At 73.0% G+C, this 24,874-nt stretch carries 24 protein-coding genes and 1 pseudogene; 7 read left to right on the forward strand and 18 right to left on the reverse strand.

Annotation, left to right across the window (positions count from 1 at the left end):
* Positions 1 to 100: 100 nt before the first annotated feature.
* The 4 genes from ACEZDE_RS08715 to glnA all read right to left on the reverse strand — a co-directional run bounded on the left by ACEZDE_RS08715 (position 101) and on the right by glnA (position 2,467).
* Entirely contained in the window at positions 101 to 370 is a 270-nt protein-coding gene (locus ACEZDE_RS08715) for a hypothetical protein (protein ID WP_380534208.1), read from the reverse strand.
* 16 nt (positions 371 to 386) lie between these two features.
* A complete protein-coding gene (locus ACEZDE_RS08720) occupies positions 387 to 524 on the reverse strand; it encodes a hypothetical protein (RefSeq protein ID WP_380534210.1) in 138 nt (45 codons plus the stop codon).
* 109 nt (positions 525 to 633) lie between these two features.
* Complete coding sequence (locus ACEZDE_RS08725; RefSeq protein WP_380534211.1) at positions 634 to 933, reverse strand: tryptophan-rich sensory protein; 300 nt, start codon at positions 931 to 933, stop codon at positions 634 to 636.
* A gap of 118 nt (positions 934 to 1,051) precedes the next feature.
* Entirely contained in the window at positions 1,052 to 2,467 is a 1,416-nt protein-coding gene (gene glnA / locus ACEZDE_RS08730) for a type I glutamate--ammonia ligase (protein WP_380534213.1), read from the reverse strand.
* 298 nt (positions 2,468 to 2,765) lie between these two features.
* Here glnA and ACEZDE_RS08735 point away from each other — a divergent pair, with 298 nt between their 5' ends.
* Positions 2,766 to 3,236, forward strand: a complete 471-nt coding sequence (locus tag ACEZDE_RS08735; RefSeq protein ID WP_380534215.1) for an RDD family protein — start codon at positions 2,766 to 2,768, stop codon at positions 3,234 to 3,236.
* Between the two features lie 166 nt (positions 3,237 to 3,402).
* Here ACEZDE_RS08735 and ACEZDE_RS08740 read toward each other — a convergent pair whose 3' ends face one another.
* From ACEZDE_RS08740 to lipB, 4 genes are all read right to left on the reverse strand, one after another.
* Complete coding sequence (locus ACEZDE_RS08740) at positions 3,403 to 4,086, reverse strand: DUF4191 domain-containing protein (protein WP_380534217.1); 684 nt, start codon at positions 4,084 to 4,086, stop codon at positions 3,403 to 3,405.
* Positions 4,087 to 4,251: 165 nt separating this feature from the next.
* Positions 4,252 to 4,506 (reverse strand): hypothetical protein, encoded by a 255-nt coding sequence (locus tag ACEZDE_RS08745; RefSeq protein ID WP_380534219.1) that lies wholly within the window; start codon positions 4,504 to 4,506, stop codon positions 4,252 to 4,254.
* A 143-nt stretch (positions 4,507 to 4,649) separates the two neighbouring features.
* Complete coding sequence (gene lipA / locus ACEZDE_RS08750; protein WP_380534221.1) at positions 4,650 to 5,600, reverse strand: lipoyl synthase; 951 nt, start codon at positions 5,598 to 5,600, stop codon at positions 4,650 to 4,652.
* An 89-nt stretch (positions 5,601 to 5,689) separates the two neighbouring features.
* Positions 5,690 to 6,517 carry a lipoyl(octanoyl) transferase LipB gene (gene lipB / locus ACEZDE_RS08755; RefSeq protein WP_380534558.1) on the reverse strand — a complete coding sequence of 276 codons (828 nt, stop codon included), beginning with the start codon at positions 6,515 to 6,517 and terminating at the stop codon, positions 5,690 to 5,692.
* Positions 6,518 to 6,681: 164 nt separating this feature from the next.
* Between lipB and ACEZDE_RS08760 the strand changes: the two genes are divergently transcribed.
* The 3 genes from ACEZDE_RS08760 (at position 6,682) to ACEZDE_RS08770 (ending at position 10,239) form a co-directional block, all read left to right on the forward strand.
* Positions 6,682 to 7,683 (forward strand): aldo/keto reductase, encoded by a 1,002-nt coding sequence (locus tag ACEZDE_RS08760; RefSeq protein WP_380534223.1) that lies wholly within the window; start codon positions 6,682 to 6,684, stop codon positions 7,681 to 7,683.
* A 16-nt stretch (positions 7,684 to 7,699) separates the two neighbouring features.
* Positions 7,700 to 8,287 (forward strand): TetR family transcriptional regulator, encoded by a 588-nt coding sequence (locus ACEZDE_RS08765; RefSeq protein WP_380534225.1) that lies wholly within the window; start codon positions 7,700 to 7,702, stop codon positions 8,285 to 8,287.
* Between the two features lie 194 nt (positions 8,288 to 8,481).
* Positions 8,482 to 10,239, forward strand: coding sequence for a regulator (locus ACEZDE_RS08770; protein WP_380534227.1), 1,758 nt, complete (start codon positions 8,482 to 8,484; stop codon positions 10,237 to 10,239).
* 122 nt (positions 10,240 to 10,361) lie between these two features.
* Here the strand turns inward: ACEZDE_RS08770 and ACEZDE_RS08775 are convergent, their stop codons facing one another.
* Both ACEZDE_RS08775 and ACEZDE_RS08780 read right to left on the reverse strand, forming a co-directional pair.
* The gene (locus ACEZDE_RS08775) at positions 10,362 to 11,657 is read right to left on the reverse strand and encodes an NAD(P)/FAD-dependent oxidoreductase (RefSeq protein WP_380534229.1); all 1,296 of its coding nucleotides are present in this window, start codon (positions 11,655 to 11,657) and stop codon (positions 10,362 to 10,364) included.
* Between the two features lie 1,080 nt (positions 11,658 to 12,737).
* Positions 12,738 to 13,664, reverse strand: coding sequence for a TIGR01777 family oxidoreductase (locus ACEZDE_RS08780; RefSeq protein ID WP_380534231.1), 927 nt, complete (start codon positions 13,662 to 13,664; stop codon positions 12,738 to 12,740).
* Positions 13,665 to 13,748: 84 nt separating this feature from the next.
* Between ACEZDE_RS08780 and ACEZDE_RS08785 the strand changes: the two genes are divergently transcribed.
* Positions 13,749 to 14,261: a GNAT family N-acetyltransferase gene (locus ACEZDE_RS08785; RefSeq protein WP_380534233.1), complete on the forward strand. Its 513-nt coding sequence runs from the start codon at positions 13,749 to 13,751 to the stop codon at positions 14,259 to 14,261.
* A gap of 81 nt (positions 14,262 to 14,342) precedes the next feature.
* Here ACEZDE_RS08785 and ACEZDE_RS08790 read toward each other — a convergent pair whose 3' ends face one another.
* The 7 genes and pseudogenes from ACEZDE_RS08790 to cobU form a co-directional block, all read right to left on the reverse strand.
* Positions 14,343 to 14,861: a DUF4240 domain-containing protein gene (locus ACEZDE_RS08790; RefSeq protein ID WP_380534234.1), complete on the reverse strand. Its 519-nt coding sequence runs from the start codon at positions 14,859 to 14,861 to the stop codon at positions 14,343 to 14,345.
* 173 nt (positions 14,862 to 15,034) lie between these two features.
* Positions 15,035 to 16,801, reverse strand: coding sequence for a 2-oxoglutarate dehydrogenase, E2 component, dihydrolipoamide succinyltransferase (gene sucB, locus ACEZDE_RS08795; RefSeq protein WP_380534236.1), 1,767 nt, complete (start codon positions 16,799 to 16,801; stop codon positions 15,035 to 15,037).
* A 58-nt stretch (positions 16,802 to 16,859) separates the two neighbouring features.
* Entirely contained in the window at positions 16,860 to 18,248 is a 1,389-nt protein-coding gene (gene lpdA / locus ACEZDE_RS08800; RefSeq protein WP_380534238.1) for a dihydrolipoyl dehydrogenase, read from the reverse strand.
* Between the two features lie 322 nt (positions 18,249 to 18,570).
* The gene (locus ACEZDE_RS08805) at positions 18,571 to 20,088 is read right to left on the reverse strand and encodes a leucyl aminopeptidase (protein WP_380534240.1); all 1,518 of its coding nucleotides are present in this window, start codon (positions 20,086 to 20,088) and stop codon (positions 18,571 to 18,573) included.
* A 175-nt stretch (positions 20,089 to 20,263) separates the two neighbouring features.
* A complete protein-coding gene (locus ACEZDE_RS08810; RefSeq protein WP_380534241.1) occupies positions 20,264 to 21,109 on the reverse strand; it encodes an adenosylcobinamide-GDP ribazoletransferase in 846 nt (281 codons plus the stop codon).
* A gap of 2 nt (positions 21,110 to 21,111) precedes the next feature.
* Positions 21,112 to 22,209 (reverse strand): nicotinate-nucleotide--dimethylbenzimidazole phosphoribosyltransferase, encoded by a 1,098-nt coding sequence (gene cobT / locus ACEZDE_RS08815; protein WP_380534242.1) that lies wholly within the window; start codon positions 22,207 to 22,209, stop codon positions 21,112 to 21,114.
* A 10-nt stretch (positions 22,210 to 22,219) separates the two neighbouring features.
* Positions 22,220 to 22,774, reverse strand: a pseudogene (gene cobU, locus ACEZDE_RS08820) (bifunctional adenosylcobinamide kinase/adenosylcobinamide-phosphate guanylyltransferase); the annotation flags it as partial.
* A gap of 202 nt (positions 22,775 to 22,976) precedes the next feature.
* On the opposite strand from cobU, the gene ACEZDE_RS08825 reads away from it, so the two are divergent.
* Complete coding sequence (locus ACEZDE_RS08825; protein WP_380534244.1) at positions 22,977 to 23,525, forward strand: Ig-like domain-containing protein; 549 nt, start codon at positions 22,977 to 22,979, stop codon at positions 23,523 to 23,525.
* A 46-nt stretch (positions 23,526 to 23,571) separates the two neighbouring features.
* A complete protein-coding gene (locus ACEZDE_RS08830; protein ID WP_380534246.1) occupies positions 23,572 to 23,778 on the forward strand; it encodes a hypothetical protein in 207 nt (68 codons plus the stop codon).
* Between the two features lie 57 nt (positions 23,779 to 23,835).
* Here ACEZDE_RS08830 and ACEZDE_RS08835 read toward each other — a convergent pair whose 3' ends face one another.
* Positions 23,836 to 24,840 carry an aldo/keto reductase family protein gene (locus ACEZDE_RS08835; RefSeq protein WP_380534248.1) on the reverse strand — a complete coding sequence of 335 codons (1,005 nt, stop codon included), beginning with the start codon at positions 24,838 to 24,840 and terminating at the stop codon, positions 23,836 to 23,838.
* Positions 24,841 to 24,874 lie beyond the last annotated feature (34 nt).

Below are 24,874 nucleotides of genomic sequence, written 5' to 3' on the forward strand. Positions count from 1 at the left end.
ACCTCTCTGTGATGCCGACCGGGGTCCGCGGTGCACGCAGGACCGGTACCAGGCGCTTAACCCCGCCCCGACGCACTAAACCGCATACGCACAACTCCCGCTACCGGGAGCTTCCCTCGCCGAGACGGCGGTCGAGATCGTCGATGAAGCCGGGATAGGCTGCAGCGATGTCGTCCAGGTCGATCAGCGGCGGCAGGTCCTGTGCGTCCTGACGCTCCAGCAGCCACCGGACGGACTGGTCGACCACCGCGGCCTCGTCGGTCACCGCGGCTGCGACGCGGCGCAGCACGTCGGGGGTGACGCGCACCACCGTGTCGACACCTTCGGGACGGACGAGATACTCGAGGTCGCCCTGCGCCTGGATCTCCATGCTCCCCATGCGGCTCCTACCCCCGGACCTCGGCGAATTCGGCGACCATGGTGTCGTCGAAGGCGGCCAGGTCGTCCGGCCCGGTCAGCTCCGGTTGCTCGATCCCTTCGGGGGCGACCAGAAAGGCGACGGTACGTCCTGACAAGGTGTTCATGGTGACGGCTCCTCGGTGCGGTGCCTACGGCTCGTCCGTATGCGCTCCCTTCCCGCCTAGCCACGCCTCCCTCAGCCAAACACCTGGTGGCTGCCTGTCCTTCGGCCGGTCAGGGTCGGTTCGGAACGGGCAGGTGCAGGGCGACGGTGCCCGCCACGCCGGCACGTGGACTGCGTGCACGAAAGAACAGCCAGTTCCATCCAGCGTTCAACATGAGGTTGACGCCCACGCTGGCGGCCAGCGCGCGCTTCTTGGCAGGTGGTGCCTTGGTTAGGGCATGCCCGGTGGCCGCAGCGATGACGGCGTAGAGCGGGGCCGGTGTCGAAGTCTGCGATGGGTGCGCCCGCTGGGTTCCGACCCGGAGGACGGCCTTCGCTGAGTTCGATCTCGGGTCACACCCGGTACACATGAGAGGCGTCCGAGTGCTGTGCGGTTGCTCCAAAGACGGCGTCGCTGCAGGCCGGAAAACCCGTGGCCTGCAGCGACGCCGTTGTTGTAAATGTGAAAGACCCCAGGCCAGATGCCCTTTAGAGGTCGAAGTACAGCTCGAACTCGTGCGGGTGGGGGCGGAGGGCGATCGGGAGGACTTCCTGGGTGCGCTTGAAGTCGATCCAGGTCTCGATCAGGTCGGCGGTGAAGACGCCGCCGGCCAGGAGGTAGTCGTGGTCGGCTTCGAGGGCTTCGAGGACGGCCGGGAGGGTGGCGGGGACCTGGGGGACCGAGGCGTGCTCGTCCGGGGCCAGCTCGTAGAGGTCCTTGTCGACCGGCTCCAGTGGCTCGATCTTGTTCTTGATGCCGTCCAGGCCGGCCATCAGCATCGCCGAGAAGGCGAGGTACGGGTTGGAGGACGGGTCCGGCGCGCGGAACTCGATCCGCTTGGCCTTGGCGTTCGCGCCGGTGATCGGGATGCGGATCGCCGCGGAGCGGTTGCGCTGCGAGTAGACCAGGTTGACCGGGGCCTCGAAGCCGGGGACCAGGCGGTGGTACGAGTTCACCGTCGGGTTGGTGAAGGCCAGCAGCGAGGGCGCGTGCTTGAGCAGGCCGCCGATGTAGTAGCGGGCCATGTCGGACAGGCCCGCGTAGCCCTGCTCGTCGTAGAACAGCGGCTCGCCGCCGGTCCACAGCGACTGGTGGCAGTGCATCCCCGAGCCGTTGTCACCGAAGATCGGCTTGGGCATGAAGGTCGCGGTCTTGCCGTTCCGCCAGGCGACGTTCTTGATGATGTACTTGAACAGCATCAGGTCGTCGGCCGCGGCCAGCAGCGTGTTGAACTTGTAGTTGATCTCGGCCTGGCCGGCCGTGCCGACCTCGTGGTGCTGGCGCTCGATCTGCAGGCCGGCCCTGGTCAGCTCAAGCGACATCTCCGCGCGCAGGTCGGCGAAGTGGTCCACCGGCGGGGCCGGGAAGTAGCCGCCCTTGTAGCGGACCTTGTAGCCACGGTTGCCGCCCTCCTCGACCCGCCCGGTGTTCCAGGCGCCGGCCTCGGAGTCGATCTCGTAGAAGGACTTGTTCTGCTTGGTCTCGAAGCGGACGTCGTCGAAGACGTAGAACTCCGCCTCGGGGCCGAAGTAGGCGGTGTCGGCGATGCCGGAGGAGGCGAGGTACGCCTCGGCCTTCTTGGCCACGTTGCGCGGGTCACGGCTGTACTGCTCGCCGGTGATCGGGTCGTGGATGAAGAAGTTGATGTTGAGGTGGGAGTCCTTGCGGAACGCGTCCAGACGGGCCGTGCTCAGGTCGGGGACCAGGGCCATGTCGGACTCGTGGATCGCCTGGAAGCCGCGGATCGAGGATCCGTCGAACATCAGGGTCTCGGTCGGGTCGAAGGTCTCCGCGGGCACCGTGAAGTGCTGCATCACACCTGGAAGGTCGCAGAACCTGACGTCGACGAATTTGATGTCGTTCTCCGAGATGTACCGCGACATCTCGTCGGCGTTGCTGAACATCCAACCTCCTCGGCCCGGCGGAGCGCCAGGATTGCGGGTGCGGACCGCCGGTCGCCCGGCGGTACCGGTGTGGCCCACGATAGGAACAGGGCGTTTCTTGTCTGTGACTCGCATGTTTCGCGGATGTTAACCGCACCAGGTCAACAGGGGGACGACCCTTGCGGCGCCTGGTCTTCGCGGCTCTGATGATCGTGTCATTGTTTCACTCTCCGGAGCTGGACTAGACCAATTTCGGCGCTATGTCCCGGTCCCTACCCCGGCCGCCGGGCGTCAGTCCCCGGGCGGCTACTGTGGCGTTGTGGACGACAGTAGAAATGCGCTCGGATCGTGGATCGAAGGCCCCAAGGTCGGCCCTGAGCAGACGGACGGCGCCCCCGAGTACCGGGGCCAGCGGCTCGGCCTGCCCGAGCAGGGCAGCGGGTCGATGGCGTCGACCGGCCGCCGGGTGGCGGCGCTCGTCGTCGACTGGTGGCTGTGCGTGCTCGTCGCCTACGGGCTCATCGCCCACGACGACCTGGCGCGGACCAACGACTGGGCCTACTTCGTGTTCTTCGTGCTCAGCGTACTCACCGTGGGCACCATCGGCAGCACGCCGGGCAAGCGCCTGCTGGGCCTGCGGGTGGTGCGCGCCGACGGCGCGCGGGCGACGCTCGGGCAGGTGGCGCTGCGCACCTTCCTGATGATGCTGGTCATCCCTGCGGTGATCTGGGACCGCGACGGCCGCGGTATGCACGACCGCCTGGTCGGCACGATCGAGGTCCGGATCTAGCACGGCGGGCGATAAAGAACACAGCGAAAGCGGCGGCCCCGGTCGCGCGTCCTTCCCTTCGGGAGGTTGCGCGGCCGGGGCCGTCTGTTGTCTCGGTGGTCTCAGAAGTCTCGGTGGTCGGTCGCCCGGTGGCCGGTCGTCTCAGGAGCGGCGCCGGCGAAGCCGGTCAGCGGCCCTTGGGCATCCGCGCGTTCTTGGGCATCGGGCCCTTGGGGATCGGCGCGTTGGTCATCAGGTCGCCCATCGCCCGCAGCCGGTCGTTGATCTGGGTGACCTGGGACGCCGGAAGCGTCCGCGGCATCTTGGTCAGGTGCATCTGCAGCCGCTTCAGCGGGATCTGGCCCTCGCCGTCGCCCACGATGATGTCGATCACCGGGACGTCGCCGGCCGACTTGCTCATCTTGCGCTTCTCGGCGGCCATCAGCGGCCGCAGCCGGTTGATGTTGCCCTCGCCGACCAGGACGATGCCCGGACGGCCGACCGCGCGGTGCACCGCGTCCTGCTGCCGCGTCGCGGCGACCACGGGGGTGACCGTCCAGCCGCGCTTGATGTTGTTCAGCACGGCCGCTGCCGCGCCGGGCTGCCCGTCCATCTGCCCGAAGGCGGCCTTCTCGGCCCTGCGGCCGAAGACCACCACGGCGGCCAGCACTCCTGCGAAGAAACCCAGCACGCCCAGGGCGATCGGGTGTCCGACCAGGAAGCCGATAACGAGGAGCACCGCGAAGGTGCCGAGCCCGATACCGGCGATGATGAGACCGATCTTCGGGTCGACCCGCTTGGTCATGGTGTACGCCAGACGGATCTGCTTGAGCCGTCCGGGGTTTTCGTCGGTGGTTTCCTGCCTCGCCATGGGCCCATCGTACGGGGCGACCACCCCTGAATCCCAAGCCCGGGGGCCTGAGTCCGTATCGGGTTGATCTCGTTGCGTTCGAACGGCCCTGCGGAGCCCCGCAGGGCCACCCGCTGAGCCCCGCAGGCCTGCCCGTTGAGCCTGCAGGCCGGCCCGCGGACGCCGTCAGCGGGCGGAGCGGATCTGGACCCGGCTCACGTCGTCGCGGTCCTGCGCATGGCGCCGGTTCTCGCAGACGGCGTCCCAGGCGTTGCGGCGCGCGGTCTGCTGGCCGCCGCCGAGCAGGACGGACTCCGCCATCCGGAGCGCGTCACCGACCGACCGGAGGCCGCCGGTGAACAGGCCGCCGCCGCTGCCGGTGCTGAGACTGCCGGTGACCGACGGCCGCCCGGTGGACTGCGCTCGCGTTGCCGACTGCATGCTGAACCACTCCCCTCGTGGTCGTGCTGTCTGTCCGGGGTGCAGTTGTCGAGACTGCCACCCCATCGTCACCACACCGTGTTACCGCGCGGTGACCCCCGGGTCAAACGTTGGGAAACCCTCGTACAGGATTTCGGACGTCCTCAGACTGTGCTGCCGCGGTGCTCCAGCGCCTGCCGGTACAGCCGGCCCGCGCGGTAGGAGGAGCGGACCAGCGGGCCGGACATGACGCCCGCGAAGCCGATCTCCTCGGCCTCCTGCTGCAGCTCGACGAACTCGTGCGGCTTGACCCAGCGCTCGACCGGGTGGTGCCGGGGGGAGGGGCGCAGGTACTGGGTGATGGTGATCAGCTCGCAGCCCGCCTGGTGCAGGTCCCGCAGGGCCTCGCTGACCTCCTCGCGGGTCTCGCCCATGCCCAGGATCAGGTTGGACTTGGTGACCAGGCCGACCTCGCGGGCCGCTGTGATCACTGCCAGTGACCGCTCGTAGCGGAAGCCGGGGCGGATCCGCTTGAAGATCCGCGGCACCGTCTCCACGTTGTGCGCCAGCACCTGCGGGCGGGACGAGAACACCTCGGCGAGCTGCTCGGGCACCGCGTTGAAGTCGGGGATCAGCAGCTCGACGCCGGTGGTCCCAGTGGGGCGCTCGGCGGTCACCGCGTGGATCTGGCGCACCGTCTCGGCGTACAGCCAGGCTCCGCCGTCCTCCAGGTCGTCGCGGGCGACGCCGGTGATGGTGGCGTAGTTGAGGTCCATCTTCAGCACCGACTCGGCGACCCGGCGCGGCTCGTCGCGGTCGAAGTCGGCCGGCTTGCCGGTGTCGATCTGGCAGAAGTCGCAGCGCCTGGTGCACTGGTCGCCGCCGATGAGGAAGGTCGCCTCGCGGTCCTCCCAGCACTCGAAGATGTTGGGGCAGCCCGCTTCCTGGCACACCGTGTGCAGGCCCTCGGACTTCACCAGCGACTGCAGCGCGGTGTACTCGGGGCCCATCTTCGCCCGGGTCTTGATCCACTCCGGCTTGCGCTCGATCGGGGTCTCGCTGTTGCGGACCTCCAGTCGCAGCATCTTCCGACCGTCGGGTGCGACAGCGGACACGTAGCGGCTCCCTCGATGTTGATGAGTGTCAGGCGAGTCCCCAGGATACGCCTGCGATTCCATGGCCCGGACGGGCCCCGGAACAGTCTTCAGACGGCAACCGCGGCCGGGGACGGCTGATTCCCGTGTTCCTCAAGGCTCTCGGACGCCAGTACGTCGTTCAGGTGCCGCTCCACCGCCGGCAGCGCCTCGGCGACGGTGACGTCCCGGCCCAGCTCGCCGCTGAGCGAGCCGACCCCGGCGTCGCGGATGCCGCAGGGGATGATCTGGTCGAACCAGGTCATGTCCGGGTCGCAGTTCAGGGCGAAGCCGTGCATGGTCACCCCGCGGGCGACCCGTACGCCGATCGCGGTGAGCTTGCGGTCGTCGCCGCGCTGGCCCGCGTTGGAGGCGGCGTACTTGGGGCCCGCCAGCCGCGGGTCCAGGCCGAGCTTGGCGCCCATCCGCAGGGTCAGCGCGCCGATGTTCACCACCCGGTCCGCGTCCACGACCGCACCGGGGAGCTCCTGGCCCAGCACCCAGACGCCGCTGCGGCCCTCGATCCGGGTGGTGGCCACGCCGAAGCCGGCGCAGGCCCGGATCAGCGCCTCCTCCAGCCGGCGGACGTAGGCGACCACGTCCATCGGCTCCGGCAGCTTGACGATCGGGTAGCCGATCAGCTGACCGGGGCCGTGCCAGGTGATCTCGCCGCCGCGGGTGACCGCGACCACCGGGGTCCCGTCCAGCGGGTAGTCCTCGGGGCGGGTGCGCCGCCCGGCGGTGTAGACCGGCTGGTGTTCGAGCAGCAGGACGGTGTCCGGGATCTCGTCGGCGACCCGCAGCGCGTGCAGCCGCTGCTGCTCGGCCAGTGCCTCCTCGTACGGGACCGCCCGCTCGCCGATGCCCAGGTGCACAAACCGAAGTCCGCCGCTGCCCACTGCCGTCACCCCTTGTGCCTTGTGTCGCTCCGCCGGTCCGCCCGCCTGTCCGCAACTGTACGCCGGAAAACGCCAGCAGAATGACAGATATTGAAATCTGTCATCGCATCGTGCATACTTGTCTCCGTACCCGCTCTTGCACACCTCCGAGAGGACCGACCGCCATGAACCTCCGCCAGCTCGGCAGCACCGGCCCCCGCGTCTCCGCCCTCGGCCTCGGCGCGATGGGCATGTCCGGGATGTACGGCCCGTCCGACGAGGCCGAGTCCGTCGCCACCATCCACGCCGCGATGGACGCCGGGGTGACCCTGGTCGACACCGGTGACTTCTACGGCATGGGCCACAACGAACTGCTGATCAGGGACGCCCTGCGGAGCAGCGGCCGGGCCCGGGACGAGGTCGCGGTCAGCGTCAAGTTCGGCGCCCTGCGCGACGTCGACGGCGGCTTCTGGGGCAACGACGCCCGCCCCGCCGCGGTCAAGAACTTCCTCGCCTACTCACTGCGCCGGCTCGGCACCGACTACATCGACATCTACCGCCCGGCCCGGCTCGACCCAGCCGTCCCGATCGAGGAGACGGTCGGCGCCATCGCCGAGATGATCCAGGCCGGCCACGTCCGGCACATCGGCCTGTCCGAGGTCGGCGCGGAGACGCTGCGCCGGGCCAACGCCGTCCACCCCATCGTCGACCTGCAGATCGAGTACTCGCTGATCTCCCGGGGGATCGAGGCCGAGATCCTGCCCACCGCCCGCGAGCTGGGCATCGGCATCACCGCCTACGGTGTCCTCTCCCGCGGTCTGATCAGCGGCCACTGGTCGGCGGACCGGCCGTTGGCCGCCGGGGACTTCCGCGGCGCCAGCCCCCGCTTCAGCGCCGACAACCTCGGCGCCAACCTGGCCCTGGTCGAGGCGCTGCGGGTGATAGCCGAGGCCAAGGGCGTCAGCGTGGCGCAGACCGCCATCGCCTGGGTGCTGGCCCAGGGCGAGGACATCGTGCCGCTGGTCGGCGCCCGCACCCGGGTCCGGCTCGAAGAGGCGCTCGGCGCCCTCGACCTCAAGCTCGACGCCGCCGACCTGCGGGCGGTCGAGGCCGCGATGCCCGCCGAGGCCGCCGCGGGCGACCGGTACATTGCTGCGCAGATGGCACACCTGGACAGCGAGAAGTAAGGCCGGAAGAACAGCGATGGCGGAAGCAGCGCTCAGCACCGAGCAGATCCTCGAAGCGGCGGAGGACGTCCTGCGCCGCTTCGGGCCCGCCAAGGCGACCGTGGTGGACGTGGCCCGTGCGCTCGGCGTCAGCCACGGCACGGTCTACCGCTACTTCCCCAGCAAGGCCGCGCTGCGGGCCGCGGTGACCCAGCGCTGGCTCGACCGGGCGCACGCCGAGCTGCCTGCCGTGGCCGCCGGGCCGCAGTCGCCGGAGGTCCGGCTGCGGAGCTGGCTGGAGACGCTCTACCAGGCCAAGAAGCGCAAGGTGCTGGACGATCCGGAGCTGTTCGCCACCTACTCGGTGCTCGTCGACGAGAGCAGCGCGCTGATCGACGAGCACCGGACCGAGCTGGAGAACCAGCTCGCCGGGATCATCGCCGAGGGCCTGGAGGACGGCGTCTTCGCGGACGCCGGGGACCCGCTGACGCTGGCTCACATCGTCTTCCAGGCCACCGCCCGCTTCCATGACCCGGCCTACGCCCCGACCTGGTCCGCCCCGAGCGCGGACCAGGATTTCGCGGCCCTGGTCGGACTACTGCTCCGGGGTCTCGCGGCGCACTGAGCCGTATGCGTCATCCTGACGCTCCATCACCACAACGGGGGGCTGCTGTCACTCGATCGGACGATTGTATGGGCAGAATCGGCCATACGGGTCAAATGCTCGCTACATTCACGCCGTTCCCGTAGGGAGCTCGCGACGTACTCCGGGGGGCGCATCCTCCGGGGCGGAGCGTGCACCCGGAAGGTGTGTGGCACATGCCCCAGCGGCCCGTAACCGACCGACCGTCGCCAGAGGCCCGACCCGACCGTTCGGGTGTCCCTGCCCCGTCAGGCGCGCCCGCCCGGCAGGGGCCGCCCGAGCGCCCGGCGTCCGCCGAGCGCTCCCGGTCGGTCGACCCGCGGCTCGCGGTCGAGCGCCCCTCGGTCGCGCGCTCGCAGAACCAGCGGCTGGCCGCGCTGATCGACGAGGCGGGCTTCTCGCACGCCGGGCTGGCCCGCCGGGTGGACCAGCTCGGCCTGGAGCACGGCCTCGACCTCCGCTACGACAAGACCTCGGTGACCCGCTGGCTCCGCGGCCAGCAGCCCCGCGGCGCCACCCCGGCGCTGATCGCCGAGGTCTTCACCCGCCGCCTCGGCCGTCGGCTCTCGGCCCAGGACCTCGGCCTCGACGCCTGCGCGCCGGTCTACGCCGGGCTGGAGTTCGCGGAGACCCCGGCCGAGGCCGTCGACATCGTCAGCAGCATGTGGCGCAAGGACACCGGCGCGCACTCCGAACTGCGCCGGATCGCCTTCACCCCGGCCGGTCTTGTGGTGCCCAGCCGGGACTGGCTGATCGGCCGCAGCGACGACCGGGTGGCCCGGGAGACCGCACAGGACCTCGGCGTCGGCCCCGGCCCGGTCCGCCTCCCGGCCAGGCCCGGCGGCCTGGCCCCGGGCATCCCGGCGCAGACCCGCCGCCCGGCCCTGCCCGGCGCGCTGGGCGCGGGCGCGGCGTCCGGAGCGCTCGGCGGCCACGGTGCGCCCGGCGGCCACGGCGCGGCGGGGCACGGGGTGCTCGGCGCGCACGGCGAGCTGCCGCCACCGCCGCCGTCCCCGCGCGGGCTGGTCCGGGTCGGCCGCGGCGACGTCGCCGCGGTGCACGCCGTCGGCGACCTGTTCCGCTCGCTCGACAACGCCTATGGCGGCGGCCACGCCCGGCAGGCGCTGATCCGCTACCTGGAGAGCGAGGCCGAGCCGATGCTCCGAGGCCGCTACAGCGAGCCGATCGGCCGCTCGCTGTTCGGCGCGGTCGCCGACCTGACCCGGCTGGCCGGCTGGACCTCCTACGACATCGGCGCACACGGGCTGGCCCAGCGCTACTTCGTCCAGTCGCTACGGCTGGCCCAGGCCGCCAACGACCGGCTGTACGGGGCGTACATCCTGGTCACCATGAGCCGCCAGGCCGTCTACCTCGGCCACGGACGGGAGGCGGTGCAGCTGGCCAGGGTGGCCCAGCAGGGGATCGGCACCGCCGCCCCCACCGCGGTCCAGGCGCTGATGCACGCCGCCGAGGCGCGCGGGCACGGCCTGATCGGGGACGCCCGCTCCTGCACCACCTCGCTGGTGCGGGCCGAACGGGCGCTGCAGACCGCCCGCCCCGGCGACGACCTGCCGGGCTGGGCCCGCTTCTTCGACGAGGCCCAGCTCGCCGACGAGTTCGGCCACTGCTACCGCGACCTGCAGCAGTGGCGGCCCTGCGCGCAGCACGCCGAGCGTTCGCTGCGGCTGCGGGCGGCCGGGTTCGCCCGCAGCCGGGTGTTCTGCCGTACCGTCCTGGCGACGGCCAGGCTGGGCCTCGGCGAGGTGGACGAGGCCTGCTCGTCCGCGACCGAGGCGCTGCGCGGCGCCACCGAGATGCGGTCGCTCCGCGCGGTGGAGTACCTCCGCGACTTCAGCCGCAGGCTCGCCCCGTACCGGGGCACGGCCGCGGTACGGGGCTTCGAGGAGGCGGCCCACAACGCCGGGATCATCTGACGCCGGGTGGGCGCGCCCCGCCTGAGTGCCGCCCGGTCGGGACGTCCCGTCTGGGCAGCGATCGGGGGTGCCCCGGCGGGGCGTCCGTCGGCGGCGGTGCGGTGGGCTGTCCGGCTGCGGGGTTACGCCGCCAGCTCCGCGCCGGGGTCGATCGGGAGGCCCAGGTCGTGCAGCACCGCCGCGGCGGCCCTGCGGCCGGAGGCCAGCGCGCCTTCGGCGCTGCTGGTCTCCCGGTGGTCGCCGCACACGTAGAGCCCGTGCAGCACCCGCACCGGGCGGCGGAACTGGTGCGGCGGGGGCATGGTCGGCAGGGCGTCCGGGAGGTGACGCACCGCCAGGAACTCCCAGCCGGAACTGTCCGCCCCGTGCAGCGCCGACAGCCGTCGGCGGACGGCGGGTTCCAGCGAGGCGGGTCCGCCCGCGTCGAAGGAGCGTCGGCCGAGCACGGTGGTGGCGACCAGCGACGCCCCGGCCGGGGCGTAGGAGCGGTCGACCGCGCTGAGCACCAGCGAGTGCGCCACCAGGCTGTCGCGTTCCGGGTCCAGCAGCAACTGCGGCTCGGGGCAGGGGGATTCCGGGCCCGGAGGCTCGGGTGCGGCGTGGTAGTAGGTGGTCACCGGGTGGTATCCCGGCTGGTGCAGCCCGGGGAGCAGGTCCCCGGCGGCACGGGCGTCGGTGGCGATCACCACCGCCCGGCAGCCGATCCGGCCGTGCCGCTCGGTCTCCACACCGTCCGCCGAGACCGAGGTGACCCGCACGCCCACCTGGACCGTCCCCGGTGGCAGCGACTCGGCCAGCTGCCGCGGCAGAGCGGCGACGCCCTGGGCGGGCAGGCAGAGCCGCCCCCTGGCGTAGTCGCGCAGCGCCAGGTCGGCGACCCTGCTGCTGGTGCCGAGCGCGGGGTCGCCGAGCAGGGCGACCAGCAGCGCCCGGAGGAAGCCCTCCGAAGGGGTTCCGGCCAGCGGGAGACCGGCCAAGGGGAGTCCGGCCAGGGGGAGTCCGGCCAGGGGGAGTCCGAGCAGGCCCTTCCCGGCCAGCGCCTGGGCGGTGGTCCGCTCCGGACGCTCCATCAGCCGCTCGGCGGGGGTGGCGGCGAGGCGGGCCAGCGCGGCGCCGAGTCGAGCCCGGTTCCAGGCGTCCCCGGCTCGGTTGCGGTATCCCTGACGGTGCGCCACCACATCGACGGTGAGGGGCCGGAGGGTGAGCCGGGGGACGTCCAGCAGGTCGTTCAGCTCGGGGACGGCGTTGTTGAGCAGGTGGGCGCCGTGGTCCAGGCGGAACCCGTCCCGCTGGCGGGCGGCCATCCGGCCGCCGATCCGCTCGGCGGCTTCCAGGACGGTCACCGAGAGGCCGGCGTCGGCGATGCGGCGTGCCGCGGCGAGGCCGGCCAGGCCGGACCCCACGACCACGGCGTCCACCGGCTTCCGCCGAGGGTGCGGGAGCGCTTGGGGGAGCGCTTGTACGGCGGGGTGCGGGGCCGCGGGGTGCGGCGGCAGGAGGCGGTGCGGGTGCGGGACGGCCCGCGGCGCGGGTGGTGCGGCGGGGTGCGGCGCGGCGGGGTGTGGTGCGGGATGTGCGGCGAGGCCCGGGGCGGGCTGGGCCGTGAAGTGTGGGACGGGTGGTGCCGTGGGATGTGCGGTGGGGCCCGGGGCGGGTTGTGGGGTCGAGCGGGCTGTGAGGTGCGGAGCGGGCTGGGTTGCGGGGTGTGGGACGGGTGGTGACGCGGGCTGCGGGACCGGCGGTGACGCGAACTGTGGAGCGGGCTTGGCCGCAGGCTGCGGGAGGGGTTCCGACACAGGGCATGGCGCGGGGTGCGGAACAGGGTGTGGAACGGAGTGCGGGGCGGGCTGTGACGTGCGCTGTGGAGCGGGCTGCGGGGTGGCGTGGGTGCTGCGGTTGCGTGGCGGGGGTGGTGGCGTTGCTGGCACGTGACGGCTCCCTCCGGGGTCGGGGGCGTCCCTGTGACCGGACCCGACCGGTTCCCAGCTCATGCCCGGTCGGAGTCGGGGTCAGACAGGGCGGTTCCGCCCGCGGCGGTGGAATCCGCGCGTCCGCGCACGGGGGGTGACGTCAGCGCGGTGCTGGGGCGCGAGCGGGCGCGGAGGGTGAGGATCGCCCGCGCGTGCGCCCCCTCCGTGCGCCTGTACGCCTCGGTACCCGCCGTCTGCGCGGGTACCGAGGCGTACAGCGCCCGGCGTCCGTGTCCGGCGCCCTACTGTCCGCCGCCAGGTACCAAACGCTGGCGCCCGGCGTCCAGCGCCCCGGTGTCCAGCCCAGCGCCCAGGGGACAGCCCCGGCGGTCCGGCACCCTGGTGTCCGGTGCCCGCTACCGGGGACCGCCGCAGGTGGCTGCCGCCGTCCCCCCGGGTGTCCAGCCCAGTGCCCAGCGCCCGCTGCCGGGGACCGCCGCAGATGGCTGCCGCCGTTCCGTGCCCTCTGGCCCAGCGCCCTGCGCCCTGCGCCTCAAAGGCCCGCCGTCAACGCTCGCCGCAGGCGGGTTATCCCAGGGCGGCTTCGATGGCGTCGTCGATGGTCGGGTGGGTGTAGCGGAACCCTGCCTCCAGCAGGCGGGTCGGGAGGACCCGGTGGCTGCCGGTCACCTCGACGGCCATCTCGCCCAGGGCCGCCTTCAGGGCGAACTCCGGCACCGCGGCCACCGTCGGTCGCCGCAGTGCCCGGCCCATCGCCGCGGTGACCTCGGCGTTGGTCACCGGGGTCGGCGCGGTCAGGTTGAACGGCCCGCTCAGGGTCTCGGTCTCGTCGTCGATCAGGAACCGCAGCGCGGCGACCTCGTCCCGCAGCGAGATGAAGCTCCAGTACTGCCGCCCGTTGCCGAGCCGGCCGCCCAGGCCCACCCGGAACAGCGGGAAGAGCCGCCCCCACGCCCCGCCGTTCCCGGCGACGACCAGCCCGGTGCGCGCGTGGGCGACCCGGACGCCGGCCTCGGCTGCAGGCGCCGCGGCCTCCTCCCACTCCACGCAGACCCGGGCCAGGAAGTCGCCCCCGGCCGGGGCGGTCTCGTCGATCACCTCGTCGCCGGTCTGCCCGTAGATGCCCACAGCTGAGCCGCTGACCATCACCTTCGGCGGCTGGTCGAGCCCGGCGACGGCTGCCGCCAGGGTTCCGGTGCCCTGCACCCGGCTGGCGTGGATCTCCCGCTTGTACGCGGTGCTCCAGCGCCGGTCGGCGACCCCCGCGCCGGCCAGGTGCACCACGGCGTCCAGCGGGGCCCCGTCCGGGCCCTCGGCCAGCCCCTTGCGGTCGATCTGCCGGAGCCGGGGGTTCCAGCGGACCTCGGTGCTCCCGTCCAGCTGCGGCGCGGGTGGCCGCCGGACCAGGCGGACCACCTGGTGGCCGTCGTCGAGCAGCGAGCGGACCAGGGCGGAGCCGATGAGGCCGGTCGATCCGGTGACAGCGATGCGCATGCCTGACATCCTCTCAGGCCCGCCCGTCCACGTCCGTCAGGCGTGGCTTCCGGCGGCCTTCGGGCACGGCCTAAGCTGGGCGCCATGTCCAGTGCCGCCGCTGCCCTCCGCCCCGTCATCCGCACCGCCGAGCCGACCGACGGCCCGGCCCTCGCCGAGCTCGACCACCGCTGCTGGTCCTGGCTCAGCGATGTACGGGAGCGGTCCGCGCCACCCGGACCCGACACGGTCTTCTTCGACGAGCGGCACCAGTCCGAGGACTACCAGCTGGCCCTGCTGGACGGCGAGCTGGTCGGCTACATACGCCTGGTGCGGCCGACCTCGCTGCTCAGCAATGCGCATATTCGCATGATCCAGGGCCTGGTGGTGGACCCCTCCGCGCGCCGCTGCGGGGTGGGCCGGACCCTGGTCGAGGCCGCGGTCACCCGGGCCCGCCGGATCGGCGCGCGCCGGGTGACCCTCCGGGTGCTGGGCCACAACGCCCCGGCCCGCGCGCTCTACACGTCGCTGGGCTTCGCGGTCGAGGGCCTGGCTCCCGACGAGTTCTACCTCGACGGGAAGTACGTGGACGACGTCAGCATGGGCCTGACCCTGTGACCCGGTGACCGGTGACCCCGTGAACCGGTGCCCCCCGCCACCGCCACCGCCCCCGCCCGTGAACGACGAACTGCCGGCCCGTCAGGAGCCGTAGCGCTCCCACAGGCGGGGGAAACGTTCCTCCATGATCCGCGCGTTGTCGAAGTCGATGGTCTCGCCCCCGGGCTCGCCCGACTTGGTGCGGATCCCCAGCTCCGGCAGCGGCAGACCGGTCAGCTGCTCGTAGGCCTGCGCGGCGGCGTCGCCCAGTTCCTCGGCGTCGCCGTCGTCCTCCTCGTCGAAGTCCGGGACCAGGTCCGCCAGCTCGTCCGGATCGGCGAGCGCGCCCTCGAAGACCTCGCGGCCCTGGCCGACCAGCCAGCAGCAGAAGTAGTCGAAGGCGTCGTCGCCCGCGCCTCCGAGCAGCAGGTCGGCGGCCCCCCACAGCTCCCAGCGCCAGGCCCGGAGCAGCCGCGCCTCGAACAGCCGGGCGAAGTCGATCACCTCGTCCGGCGTCCGCTCCACGAGCCGCTCGACCAGCAGGTCCGCGTGCTCGACCGGGTCGCCCTGGGCCCCCTCGCGTGTGTCGTCGATCAGCTGCCAGAAGTCCGTCTCGTCCATGACCTGATCCTCGCAGGTATTTCAGGCCATTGCTGACAACCCCTTCCCGGTGGCATGAACCGCCGCTGCCCCGGCCTCCGCCGAAGCGGGGACCGGGGGCAGCGGGGTTGGCAGCGGGCTTGCCCGCGGGCAGCGGGGCTGCCGGCGGACGGTGCCGGTGGAGCAGCCTGCGGCTAGAGGCCGAGGTCACCCTCGAAGGCGCCCTCTTCCAGCCGGGCCTTGACGGTGCCCAGGAACCGGGCCGCGTCGGCGCCGTCGACCACGCGGTGGTCGTACGACAGGGCCAGGAAGACCATGTCGCGGACGGCGATGGTCTCGCCCAGCTCCGGCGTGGTGACGACCACGGCGCGCTTGACCGTCGCGCCGATGCCGAGGATCGCGACCTGCGGCGGCGTGAAGATCGGGGTGTCGAACAGCGCGCCGCGCGAACCGGTGTTGGTGATGGTGAAGGTGCCGCCGGACAGCTCGTCCGGCTTGACCTTGTTGTCCCGGGTGCGGGCGGCCAGGTCGGCGGTCTTCTTGGCGATGCCGGCGATGTTGAGGTCGCCCGCGTCGTGGATGACCGGGACCATCAGGCCCTTCTCGGTGTCCACCGCGATGCCGACGTGCTCGGCGGCGTGGTAGGTGATCGTGCCCTCGGCGTCGTTGACGGTGGAGTTCACGATCGGGTGGGCCTTGAGCGCCTCGGCCGCGGCCTTGACGAAGAACGGCATCGGCGAGAGCTTGACGCCCTCGCGCGACTGGAAGCCGGACTTGGCCTGGTTGCGGAGCCGCATCACCTTGGTGACGTCGACCTCGACCACCGTGGTCAGCTGCGCGGTGGTCTGGATCGCCTTCAGCATGTTGTCGGCGATGACCTTGCGCATCCGGGTCATCTTGACGGTCTGTCCGCGCAGCGGGGACGCCTCGGCGATGGTCGTCGGCGCCTTGGCGGCCCCGGCCGAAGCGGCCGGTGCGGCAGCGGCGGCGCGGGCGGCCTCGGCCGCGGCGATGACGTCCTGCTTGCGGATCCGGCCGCCGACGCCGGTGCCCTGCACCGAGGCCAGGCTGACGCCCTGCTCGGCCGCGAGCTTGCGGACCAGCGGGGTGACGTAGGCGTCAGCGGACTCGGCAGCGGGCTGCTGCAGCGGGGCCGCGGGCGCGGCGACCGGAGCGGGGGCGACCGGAGCGGGGGCAGCCGGGGCGGCGACCGGCGCCGGGGCGGCAGCCACCGGAGCCGGAGCCGCGGCGGGAGCAGCCGGAGCCGGAGCAGCGGCAGCCGGAGCCGGGGCGGCCACCGGGGCCGGAGCCGCGGGAGCGGGGGCAGCCGGGGCGGCGGCACCGGGGGCGCCGATGACGGCCAGCTCGGCGCCGACCTCCACGGTCTCGTCCTCGGCGACGGTGATCTTCAGCAGCACGCCGGAGACCGGGGCCGGGATCTCGGTGTCGACCTTGTCGGTGGAGACCTCGAGCAGCGGCTCGTCGGCCTCGACGGTGTCGCCCTCGGCCTTGAGCCAGCGGGTGACCGTGCCCTCGGTCACGCTCTCGCCCAGCGCGGGCAGCAGCACCGGGGTGCCGGAGACCGCGCCGCCGGCGGGGGCGGCCGGGGCCGCGGGCGCCGGAGCGGCCGGAGCCGCGGGGGCCTCGGCGACCGGGGCGGGGGTCGCGGCGGGCGCGGGGGCGGCAGCAGCCGGGGCCGCAGCAGCGGGCGCCGGCGCCCCGGTGCCGTCGTCGATGATCGCCAGCTCGGCGCCCACCTCGACGGTCTCGTCCTCGCCGACCTTGATCGAGGCCAGGATGCCGGACGCGGGCGCCGGGATCTCGGTGTCGACCTTGTCGGTGGAGACCTCCAGCAGCGGCTCGTCGGCCTCGACACGCTCGCCCTCGGCCTTGAGCCAGCGGGTGACGGTGCCCTCGGTCACGCTCTCGCCGAGAGCGGGCAGTGTTACTGAGACTGCCATGAGTTCAGGTACTCCTACTTGGTGCGTACGGATGGATGGCGGCGTATACCGGGGGAGGTCAGTCGTGATTGTGCAGCGGCTTCCCGGCCAGCGCCAGGTGCGCCTCGCCGAGGGCCTCGGACTGGGTCGGGTGGGCGTGGATCAGCTGGGCGACCTCGGAGGGCAGCGCCTCCCAGTTGTAGATCAGCTGCGCTTCGCCGACCTGCTCGCCCATCCGGTCGCCGACCATGTGCACGCCGACCACGGCGCCGTCCTTGACCTGGACCAGCTTGATCTCGCCGGCCGTCTTGAGGATCTTGCTCTTGCCGTTGCCGGCCAGGTTGAACTTGGCGGTGACGACCTTCTCCGCGCCGTAGAGCTCCTTGGCCTTGGCCTCGGTGATGCCGACCGAGGCGACCTCGGGGCTGCAGTACGTCACGCGCGGCACGCCGTCGTAGTCGATCGGGACGACCTTGAGCCCGGCCAGCCGCTCCGCGACGAGGATGCCCTCGGCGAAGCCGACGTGGGCCAGCTGCAGGGTCGGCACCAGGTCGCCGACGGCGGAGATGGTGGGGACGTTGGTCTGCATGTACTCATCGACCAGGACGTAGCCGCGGTCGGTGGCGACGCCGGCCTCCTCGTAGCCCAGGCCCTGCGAGACCGGGCCGCGGCCGACGGCGACGAGCATCAGCTCGGCCTCGACCTGCTTGCCGTTCTCCAGCGAGGCGCGGACGCCGGTCGCGGTGTACTCGACACCGGAGAAGCGGGCGCCCAGCTCGAACTTGATGCCGCGCTTGCGGAAGGCGCGCTCCAGCAGCTTGGAGGAGTTCTCGTCCTCCAGCGGGGCCAGGTGCGGCAGCGCCTCGATGATGGTGACCTCGGCCCCGAAGGACTTCCAGACCGACGCGAACTCGACGCCGATGACGCCGCCGCCGAGCACGATCACGCTGTTCGGCACCCGGTCCAGGGTGAGCGCGTGGTCCGAGGAGATGACCCGGTCGCCGTCGATGGCCAGGCCCGGCAGCGACTTCGGCACCGAGCCGGTGGCCAGGACGATGTGGCGGCCGGTGTAGCGCTCGCCGTTGACGTCCACGGTGGTCGGGGAGGAGAGGCGGCCCTCGCCGGACACGTAGGTGATCTTGCGGCTGGCCACCAGGCCCTGCAGGCCCTTGTAGAGGCCGCCGATGACGCCGTCCTTGTAGGCGTGGACGCCGTTGATGTCGATGCCCTCGAAGCTGGCCTTCACGCCGAAGCCCGCGCTCTCGCGGGTCTGGTCGGCGATCTCGGCGGCGTGCAGCAGCGCCTTGGTGGGGATGCAGCCGTTGTGGAGGCAGGTGCCGCCGAGCTTGCCCTTCTCGATGAGGGCGACCTGGAGGCCCAACTGGGCCGCCCGCAGCGCCGCGGCGTAGCCGCCGCTTCCGCCTCCGAGAATGACTACGTCGAAAACGGTGCTGGCGTCGTTCGCCACGTCACGTCCTCCATACACATGGGTGCGGATCGTCCCGGTCGATACCCGGCCGGGGAGCGGTTCCCCCTTGTGGGGAGAACCAGTCATGCCGGAGATACATCCTCGCACTTGTTCCGGGCGACTGACGTCCGGGGCCGCTGTGTGGACATACCGGGATCGCCCGATGATCCGCGCGACGGCTCGAATAAAGGTCCGGTTGCGCTCATGGCGAACGCCGGGGTGCCCACCTCCTCAACGGAGACGGGCACCCCGGCGTCACGGTCCTGCGGTCGGTCGGCGGTCGTCCGGCGGTCGGCCGGTCGGTGGTCGCCGACGTCGGGCGTCAGGCCTTGAGCGCGCCCTCGGCGGCCGTCTCGGCCAGCCGTACCAGGGTGCGGACGGCAGTGCCGGTGCCGCCCTTGGGGGTGTAGCCGAACGGCGCGCCCTCGTGGAAGGCAGGCCCGGCGATGTCCAGGTGCGCCCAGGGGGTGCCCTCGGTGACGAACTCCTGCAGGAAGAGGCCGGCCGCCAGGCCGCCGCCCATCCGGTCGCCGACGTTGGCGAGGTCGGCGGTCGGCGACTCCATCGCCTTCAGCAGCTCGGCCGGGAGCGGCATCTGCCAGGCGGGCTCGCCGGTCGCGGTCGCGGCGGCGTGCACGGTCTCCCGGAAGCCGTCCTGGTTGGACATGATCCCGTACAGGCGGGGGCCGAGCGCGACCACCATGGCGCCGGTCAGCGTCGCCACGTCGACGATCGCGTCCGGGTTCTCCTCGCCGGCCCTGACGATGGCGTCGGCCAGCACCAGTCGGCCCTCGGCGTCGGTGTTGAGGACCTCGACGGTCTTGCCGCCGTACATCTTCAGCACGTCGCCCGGGCGGGTCGCCGAGCCGGAGGGCATGTTCTCGGCCAGCGCCAGCCAGCCGGTGACGTTGACCTGCAGCCCGAGCCGGGAGGCGGCGACCACCGAGGCGAACACCGCGCCCGCGCCGGCCATGTCGCACTTCATGGTCTCGTTGTGGCCGGCCGGCTTGAGCGAGATGCCGCCCGAGTCGTAGGTGATGCCCTTGCCGATGAAGGCGAGGGTCTGCTTGGCCTTGGGGTGCGTGTAGGCGACCCGGACCAGCCGCGGCGGGCGCTGCGAGCCGACGCCGACGCCGAGGATGCCGCCGTAGCCGCCCTTGGTCAGCGCCTTCTCGTCCAGCACCTCGACCTTGAGCCCGTGCTCCTTGCCGACCGCGGTGACCAGGTCGGCGAAGGACTTGGGGAAGAGGTCGTTCGGCGGGGTGTTGACCAGGTCGCGGGTGCGGTTGATCTCCTCGGCGAGGACGGTCCCGCGCTCGACCGCGGCCTTGCCCGCCTTGTCCGCGCGCTTGGCGCCGACCAGGGCGACCTCGGCGACCGGCGCCTTGGCGGCGGCCTTGGCCTCGTCGCCGCGGAAGGCGGTGAAGGCGTAGGCGCCGAGGAGCGCTCCCAGGGTGACCGCCTCGACCGCGTCGGCGTCGGCGAGCGGCAGCGCGAACGCGGCCTTCTTGGTGCCCTGCAGGGCACGGGCGGCGACACCGGCCGCGCGGCGCAGGGCCTCGGCCGGGTACACGCCGTTGTCGGCGGCGTCGCCCAGGCCGACGGCCAGGACCAGTGCGGCCTTGACGCCCGCGGGGGCGGGGAGCTTCACGGCCTCGCCCTCGGCGCCGGTGGCGCCCAGGGTGGCGAGGACGTCGGTCAGCTTGCCGTCGAACGCTTCGTCGACCGTCTCGGCGCCCGGGGCCGGCACGAGGCCCTTGGGGCCCTTGGCCACGGCCACGACGACGGTGTCCGCGCGCAGCGCGTTGGCCGCGGAGGTGCTCAGAGACACTGATGTCACGTAATGCGTCCTGTTCTGTATGCGGTCCTCGGCCGGGTGCCGAGAAAGGCGAAAAAGTGCGGGGAACGTGGAAAGCACAGGCCCGTTGAGCATCGTAGTCCGCATGTCGGACTCCCGCGCCCCTCTGGGCCGGGTTAGTCACCCCGGCTTGTGGTGGCACCCTCGGAAACCCTGCTCAGGCGGCTGCGAACAGGGCCCACAGCACCAGCGCGGCGGTCGCCGAGGTTTCCACCATGGCACCCAGCACGTCTCCGGTGATGCCGCCGAACCGGCGCACGCAGTGTCGGAGCAGCAGCGCGGCGCAGCCGGCGCCGCAGCCGAGGGCCAGCACCGCGCCCGCGGCGAGCCGCAGCCCGTCCGCCCCGGCGCCGCCCGCGGGGAGCACTCCGACGGCCCAGCCGCCGCCCGCCGCCGCGGCGGCCAGGAGCAGCGCCGCCAGTAGGCCGGGACCGGGCCGTACGGTCCCGGCGACGGTCGCGCCCAGCCCGTCCGGACGGGCCGAGGGGGTGCCCGCGAGACAGCCCCTGAGCAGCGCGGCCCGCCCGGCCACGGCCGCCAGCACCACTCCGGCGCAGCCGGGCCCGAGGCCGCACGCGAAGGCCCGCTCCAGTGCCGCCACCTGGGTGAGCAGCACCAGCAGCAGCACCAGTACGCCGAACGGGCCGATGTCCGAGGCCTTCATCACCGCCAGCGCGGCGGCCGGGGGCTTGTTGCTGCCGAGGCCGTCGGCGACGTCGGCCAGGCCGTCCAGGTGCAGCCCGCGGGTCAGCGCGGCGAGCGCCGCCACGCCCGCCACCGCGGCCAGCAGCGGACCGCCGTGCAGCCACCGCAGCCCGCCGCCGAGCAGCGCGGCGAGCAGCCCGAGCACCGCGCCGACCAGCGGCGCGCAGAGCATCGCCCGGCCTGCCGTCGGCCGGTCCCAGCGGCGGACCCGGACCGGTAGCACCGACAGCGTCCCGAAGGCGAAGCGCAGCCCGTCCGCCGCCGCGGCCCGGGGCGCCGGGTCCGGCGGTCCCGGCACCCTCAGTCCTTGCCGGGTTCGGGCGCGGGCTCGGCGGACGCCGCCGGGGCGGCCAGCGGCAGTTCCGCCAGCAGTGTGGACGCGGCCTGCAGCATCGGCAGCGCCAGCAGCGCGCCGACCCCCTGGCCCAGACCCACCCCCTGGTCGAGCAGCGGTTCCACGCTCATCCGCTCGTACGCCTTGGCCTGGGCCGGCTCGCCGCTGGTCTGCCCGGCCCGCCACCACTCCGGCGCGCGGAACGCGATCCGCTGCGCCACCAGCGCGCAGGCGGCCGAGACCACGCCGTCCAGCAGCACCGGGGTGCGCCGGACCGCGGACTGCAGCAGGAAGCCGGTCATCGCGGCGAAGTCCGCGCCGCCGCTGGTCGCCAGCAGGTCCATCTGGTCGCCGAGCACCGGGCGGGCCCGCCGCAGCGCGTCGCGGACCGCCGCGCACTTCACCATCCAGACCCGGTCGTCGATGCCCGAGCCGCGCCCGGTCACCGCGGCGGCGTCGGTCCCGCACAGCGCGGCGACCAGGACCGCGGCCACGGTGGTGGAGCCGGTGCCGAGGTCGCCCAGCACCACCAGGTCGGTGCCCGTGTCGGCCTCCTCGTCGGCCAGCGCGACCCCGGCCCGGAACGCGGCCTCGGCCTCGTCCCTGGTCAGCGCGTCCTCGGTGTCGATCCGGCCCGAGCCGCGGCGGATCCGGTGCCGGACCACCTCGGCCGGGAAGTCCTCGGGGTCGGCGTCCACGGCCAGGTCGACCACCCTGACCTGGGCGCCGTACTGCCGTGCCAGCAGGCTGACCGGGGCGGTGCCGTCCAGCGCGGAGCGGACCCGGCGGGCGGTGCTGCCGGCCGGGAGCACCGAGACCCCCGCCCCGGCGATGCCGTGGTCGGCGGCGAACAGCAGCACCTTGGCCCGGCGCACCGGCGTCGGCGGGCACTGTCCCTGCACCGCGGCGAGCCAGCTGCCCAGCTGCTGCAGCCCGCCGAGGGCGCCGCGCGGCAGGTCCAGCGCGGCCCAGCGCTCCTCGGCCGCCAGCCGGTGCTCGTCGTCGGGGCGCGCCACCAGGGCGGAGAACTCGTCGAGGTCGATCGCACTGTCGAAGGTACTCACCGGCGGAACGTTACCGTCCCGGCCCTTTCAGCCGCACCGGTTGCCCGGCCACCACCAGCAGCACCTGCTCCGAGGCGGACGCCACCGCGGCGTTCAGCCGCCCCAGCTCGTCCCGGAACCGCCGCCCGGACACGGTCGCCGGGACGACGCCGCTGCCCACCTCGTTGCTGACGCCGACCACCGGCCGCGGGCTGTCCCGCCAGGCCGCGACCAGGCCGGCGGTGCGGTCCCTGAGCCGCTGCTCGCCGCGGGCGGCCCACTCGGCGTCGTCCCAGGCGCCGACCTGGTCCATCGCCGCGGTCAGCCACAGCGCCAGGCAGTCGACCAGCAGCGGCGCCCGGTCGTCCGGGTCCCCGAGCAGCGGCTCCAGCGCGCAGGTCTCGGCGGTGCGCCAGCCGGCCGGGCGCCGGTCGCGGTGCAGCCTGACCCGCTCGGCCCACTCGGCGTCGCCGTCCCTGCTGCCGCCGGTGGCGACGTAGAGCACGTCCTGACGGTCCGCCAGCAGCCGTTCGGCGGTGACCGACTTGCCCGACCGCGCGCCGCCGAGCACCAGCGTCCGCCGGGGGGTCCGGGCCCGGCGTCCGAGTTCGAGGCCGAGGCGCCGGGCGCCGGTGGGGGAGAGCTCGGTGAAGATCCGCATGGCGTCATTCTGCCGGGACGGTGGAGTCGGGCCGTCAGATGGGCATAAAAGTGTGATTTGGTACGAGCGGATGCTCCTGAGAGGTTGGTATCCAGCCAGTCCTGGATGCCCGGGAAAGGGGACCCGTATGAACGCAGTCACCCGGCAGCGCCGTACCAACGCCCGCAGGATCGCCCAGGCCACCGCCGCCACCGCGGCCGTGGTGGTGCTCAGCGGCGGAGTGGCGCAGGCGAGCACCTCGACCGACCTGCGGGCCCGCCCCGGCAGCGGCAGCAGGGCGGAGAACGGCCGGCCCGGCAGCGCCCGCCCGGACCTCGCCGTGCGGGCCGCCACCGCGCTGCCCTCGGCCGCCGCGGTGCTGAGCCTCCCGGTCACCGCGGCGGACCGGCTCGACGCGGTCTCCGGCGTGACCGCCACCGTCGACCTGCTGAGCGGGGAACTGCCGACCGACCGCGCGCTGGTGGCGCTCACCGCCACCCCGGCGCACGGCCGGGTGGTGCTGTACGACGACGCCACGGCCGGCTACACCTCGACGCCCGGCTACACCGGCCCCGACTCCTTCGGCTACCGCTTCACCGACGAGCGCGGCCGGACCTCCCGGGTCACCGTCGCGGTGACCGTCTCCCACGGCACCGTGCCGGCCGACCGCTACGCCGCGCCTGCGCACGCGGCCTGACGGGTAACCTGCGCTGGGACGAGTCAGCGCGGTGAAGGGAGCCAGCATGGTGTGGACGTGGCGGTTCGAGAAGGCCGACGGTTCGTCGGTGCCCGCCCCGGACGGGACCGAGGAGTTCCCCACCCAGGGCGACGCCGAGTCCTGGATCGGCGAGTTCTGGAAGGGCCTGCTCGACGCCGGGATCGACCAGGCGGTCCTGCTGGACGACGGCGAGAAGGTCTACGGCCCGATGAGCCTGCACGACGCCGAGTAGCGGCGGAACGCCGGAGCGGGCGGCCCCCCGACCGGTGGACCGCCCGCTCCGGTACTGCTACGGCCGGGCCTTCGGCGAGTTCTCCGCCGTCTTCGCCGGGTCGAACTCGGCGACCGGGGCCAGGATCGCGTCCATCTGCTTCAGCAGCTCGGCGTCCAGCTTCACCCCGGAGGCCTTCACGTTCTCGGTGACCTGCTCCGGGCGCGAGGCCCCGATGATCGCCGCCGAGACGTTGCTGTTCTGCAGCACCCAGGCCACCGACAGCTGGGCCAGGGTCAGCCCGGCCTGCTCCGCCAGCGGCTTCAGCTGCTGCACCCGCTCCAGCACGTCGTCGCGCAGGAACCGAGTGACGAAGTTGGCGCCGCCCTTGTCGTCGGTCGCCCGCGAGCCCTGCGGCAGCGGGGCGCCGGGCAGGTACTTGCCGGTCAGCACGCCCTGCGCGATCGGGGACCAGACGATCTGGCCCAGCCCCAGCTCCTCGCAGGCCGGCACGACCTCGGCCTCGATCACCCGCCACAGCGCGGAGTACTGCGGCTGGCTGGAGACCAGCGGGATCTTCAGCTCCACTGCTAGCGCGTGCGCGTTGCGGATCTGCTCGGCGGTCCACTCGGACACGCCGATGTAGTGCGCCTTGCCCGCGTGCACGATGTCGGCGAAGGCCGTCATGGTCTCCTCCAGCGGGGTGGAGACGTCGTAGCGGTGGGCCTGGTAGAGGTCGACGTAGTCGGTCTGCAGTCGGCGCAGCGAGCCGTCGATCGACTCCATGACGTGCTTGCGGCCGAGGCCGCGGTCGTTGCGGCCGGGCCCGGTGGGCCAGTAGACCTTGGTGAAGATCTCCAGGCCCTCGCGCCGCTCGCCCTTGAGCGCGCGGCCCATGACCGCCTCGGCCCGGGTCTCGGCGTAGACGTCGGCGGTGTCGAAGGTGGTGATCCCGGCGTCCAGGGCGGCGCGGACGCAGGCCGTGGCGGCGTCCTCCTCGACCTGGGAGCCGTGGGTGAGCCAGTTGCCGTAGGCGATCTCACTGATGATCAGGCCGCTGCGGCCCAGATGACGAAACTCCATGTCGCAGACCCTACGCCGCCCGCGGCCCGGCCAC

The organism is Streptacidiphilus cavernicola, from assembly GCF_042510955.1.
In the GTDB taxonomy this organism is placed as follows: domain Bacteria; phylum Actinomycetota; class Actinomycetes; order Streptomycetales; family Streptomycetaceae; genus Streptacidiphilus; species Streptacidiphilus cavernicola.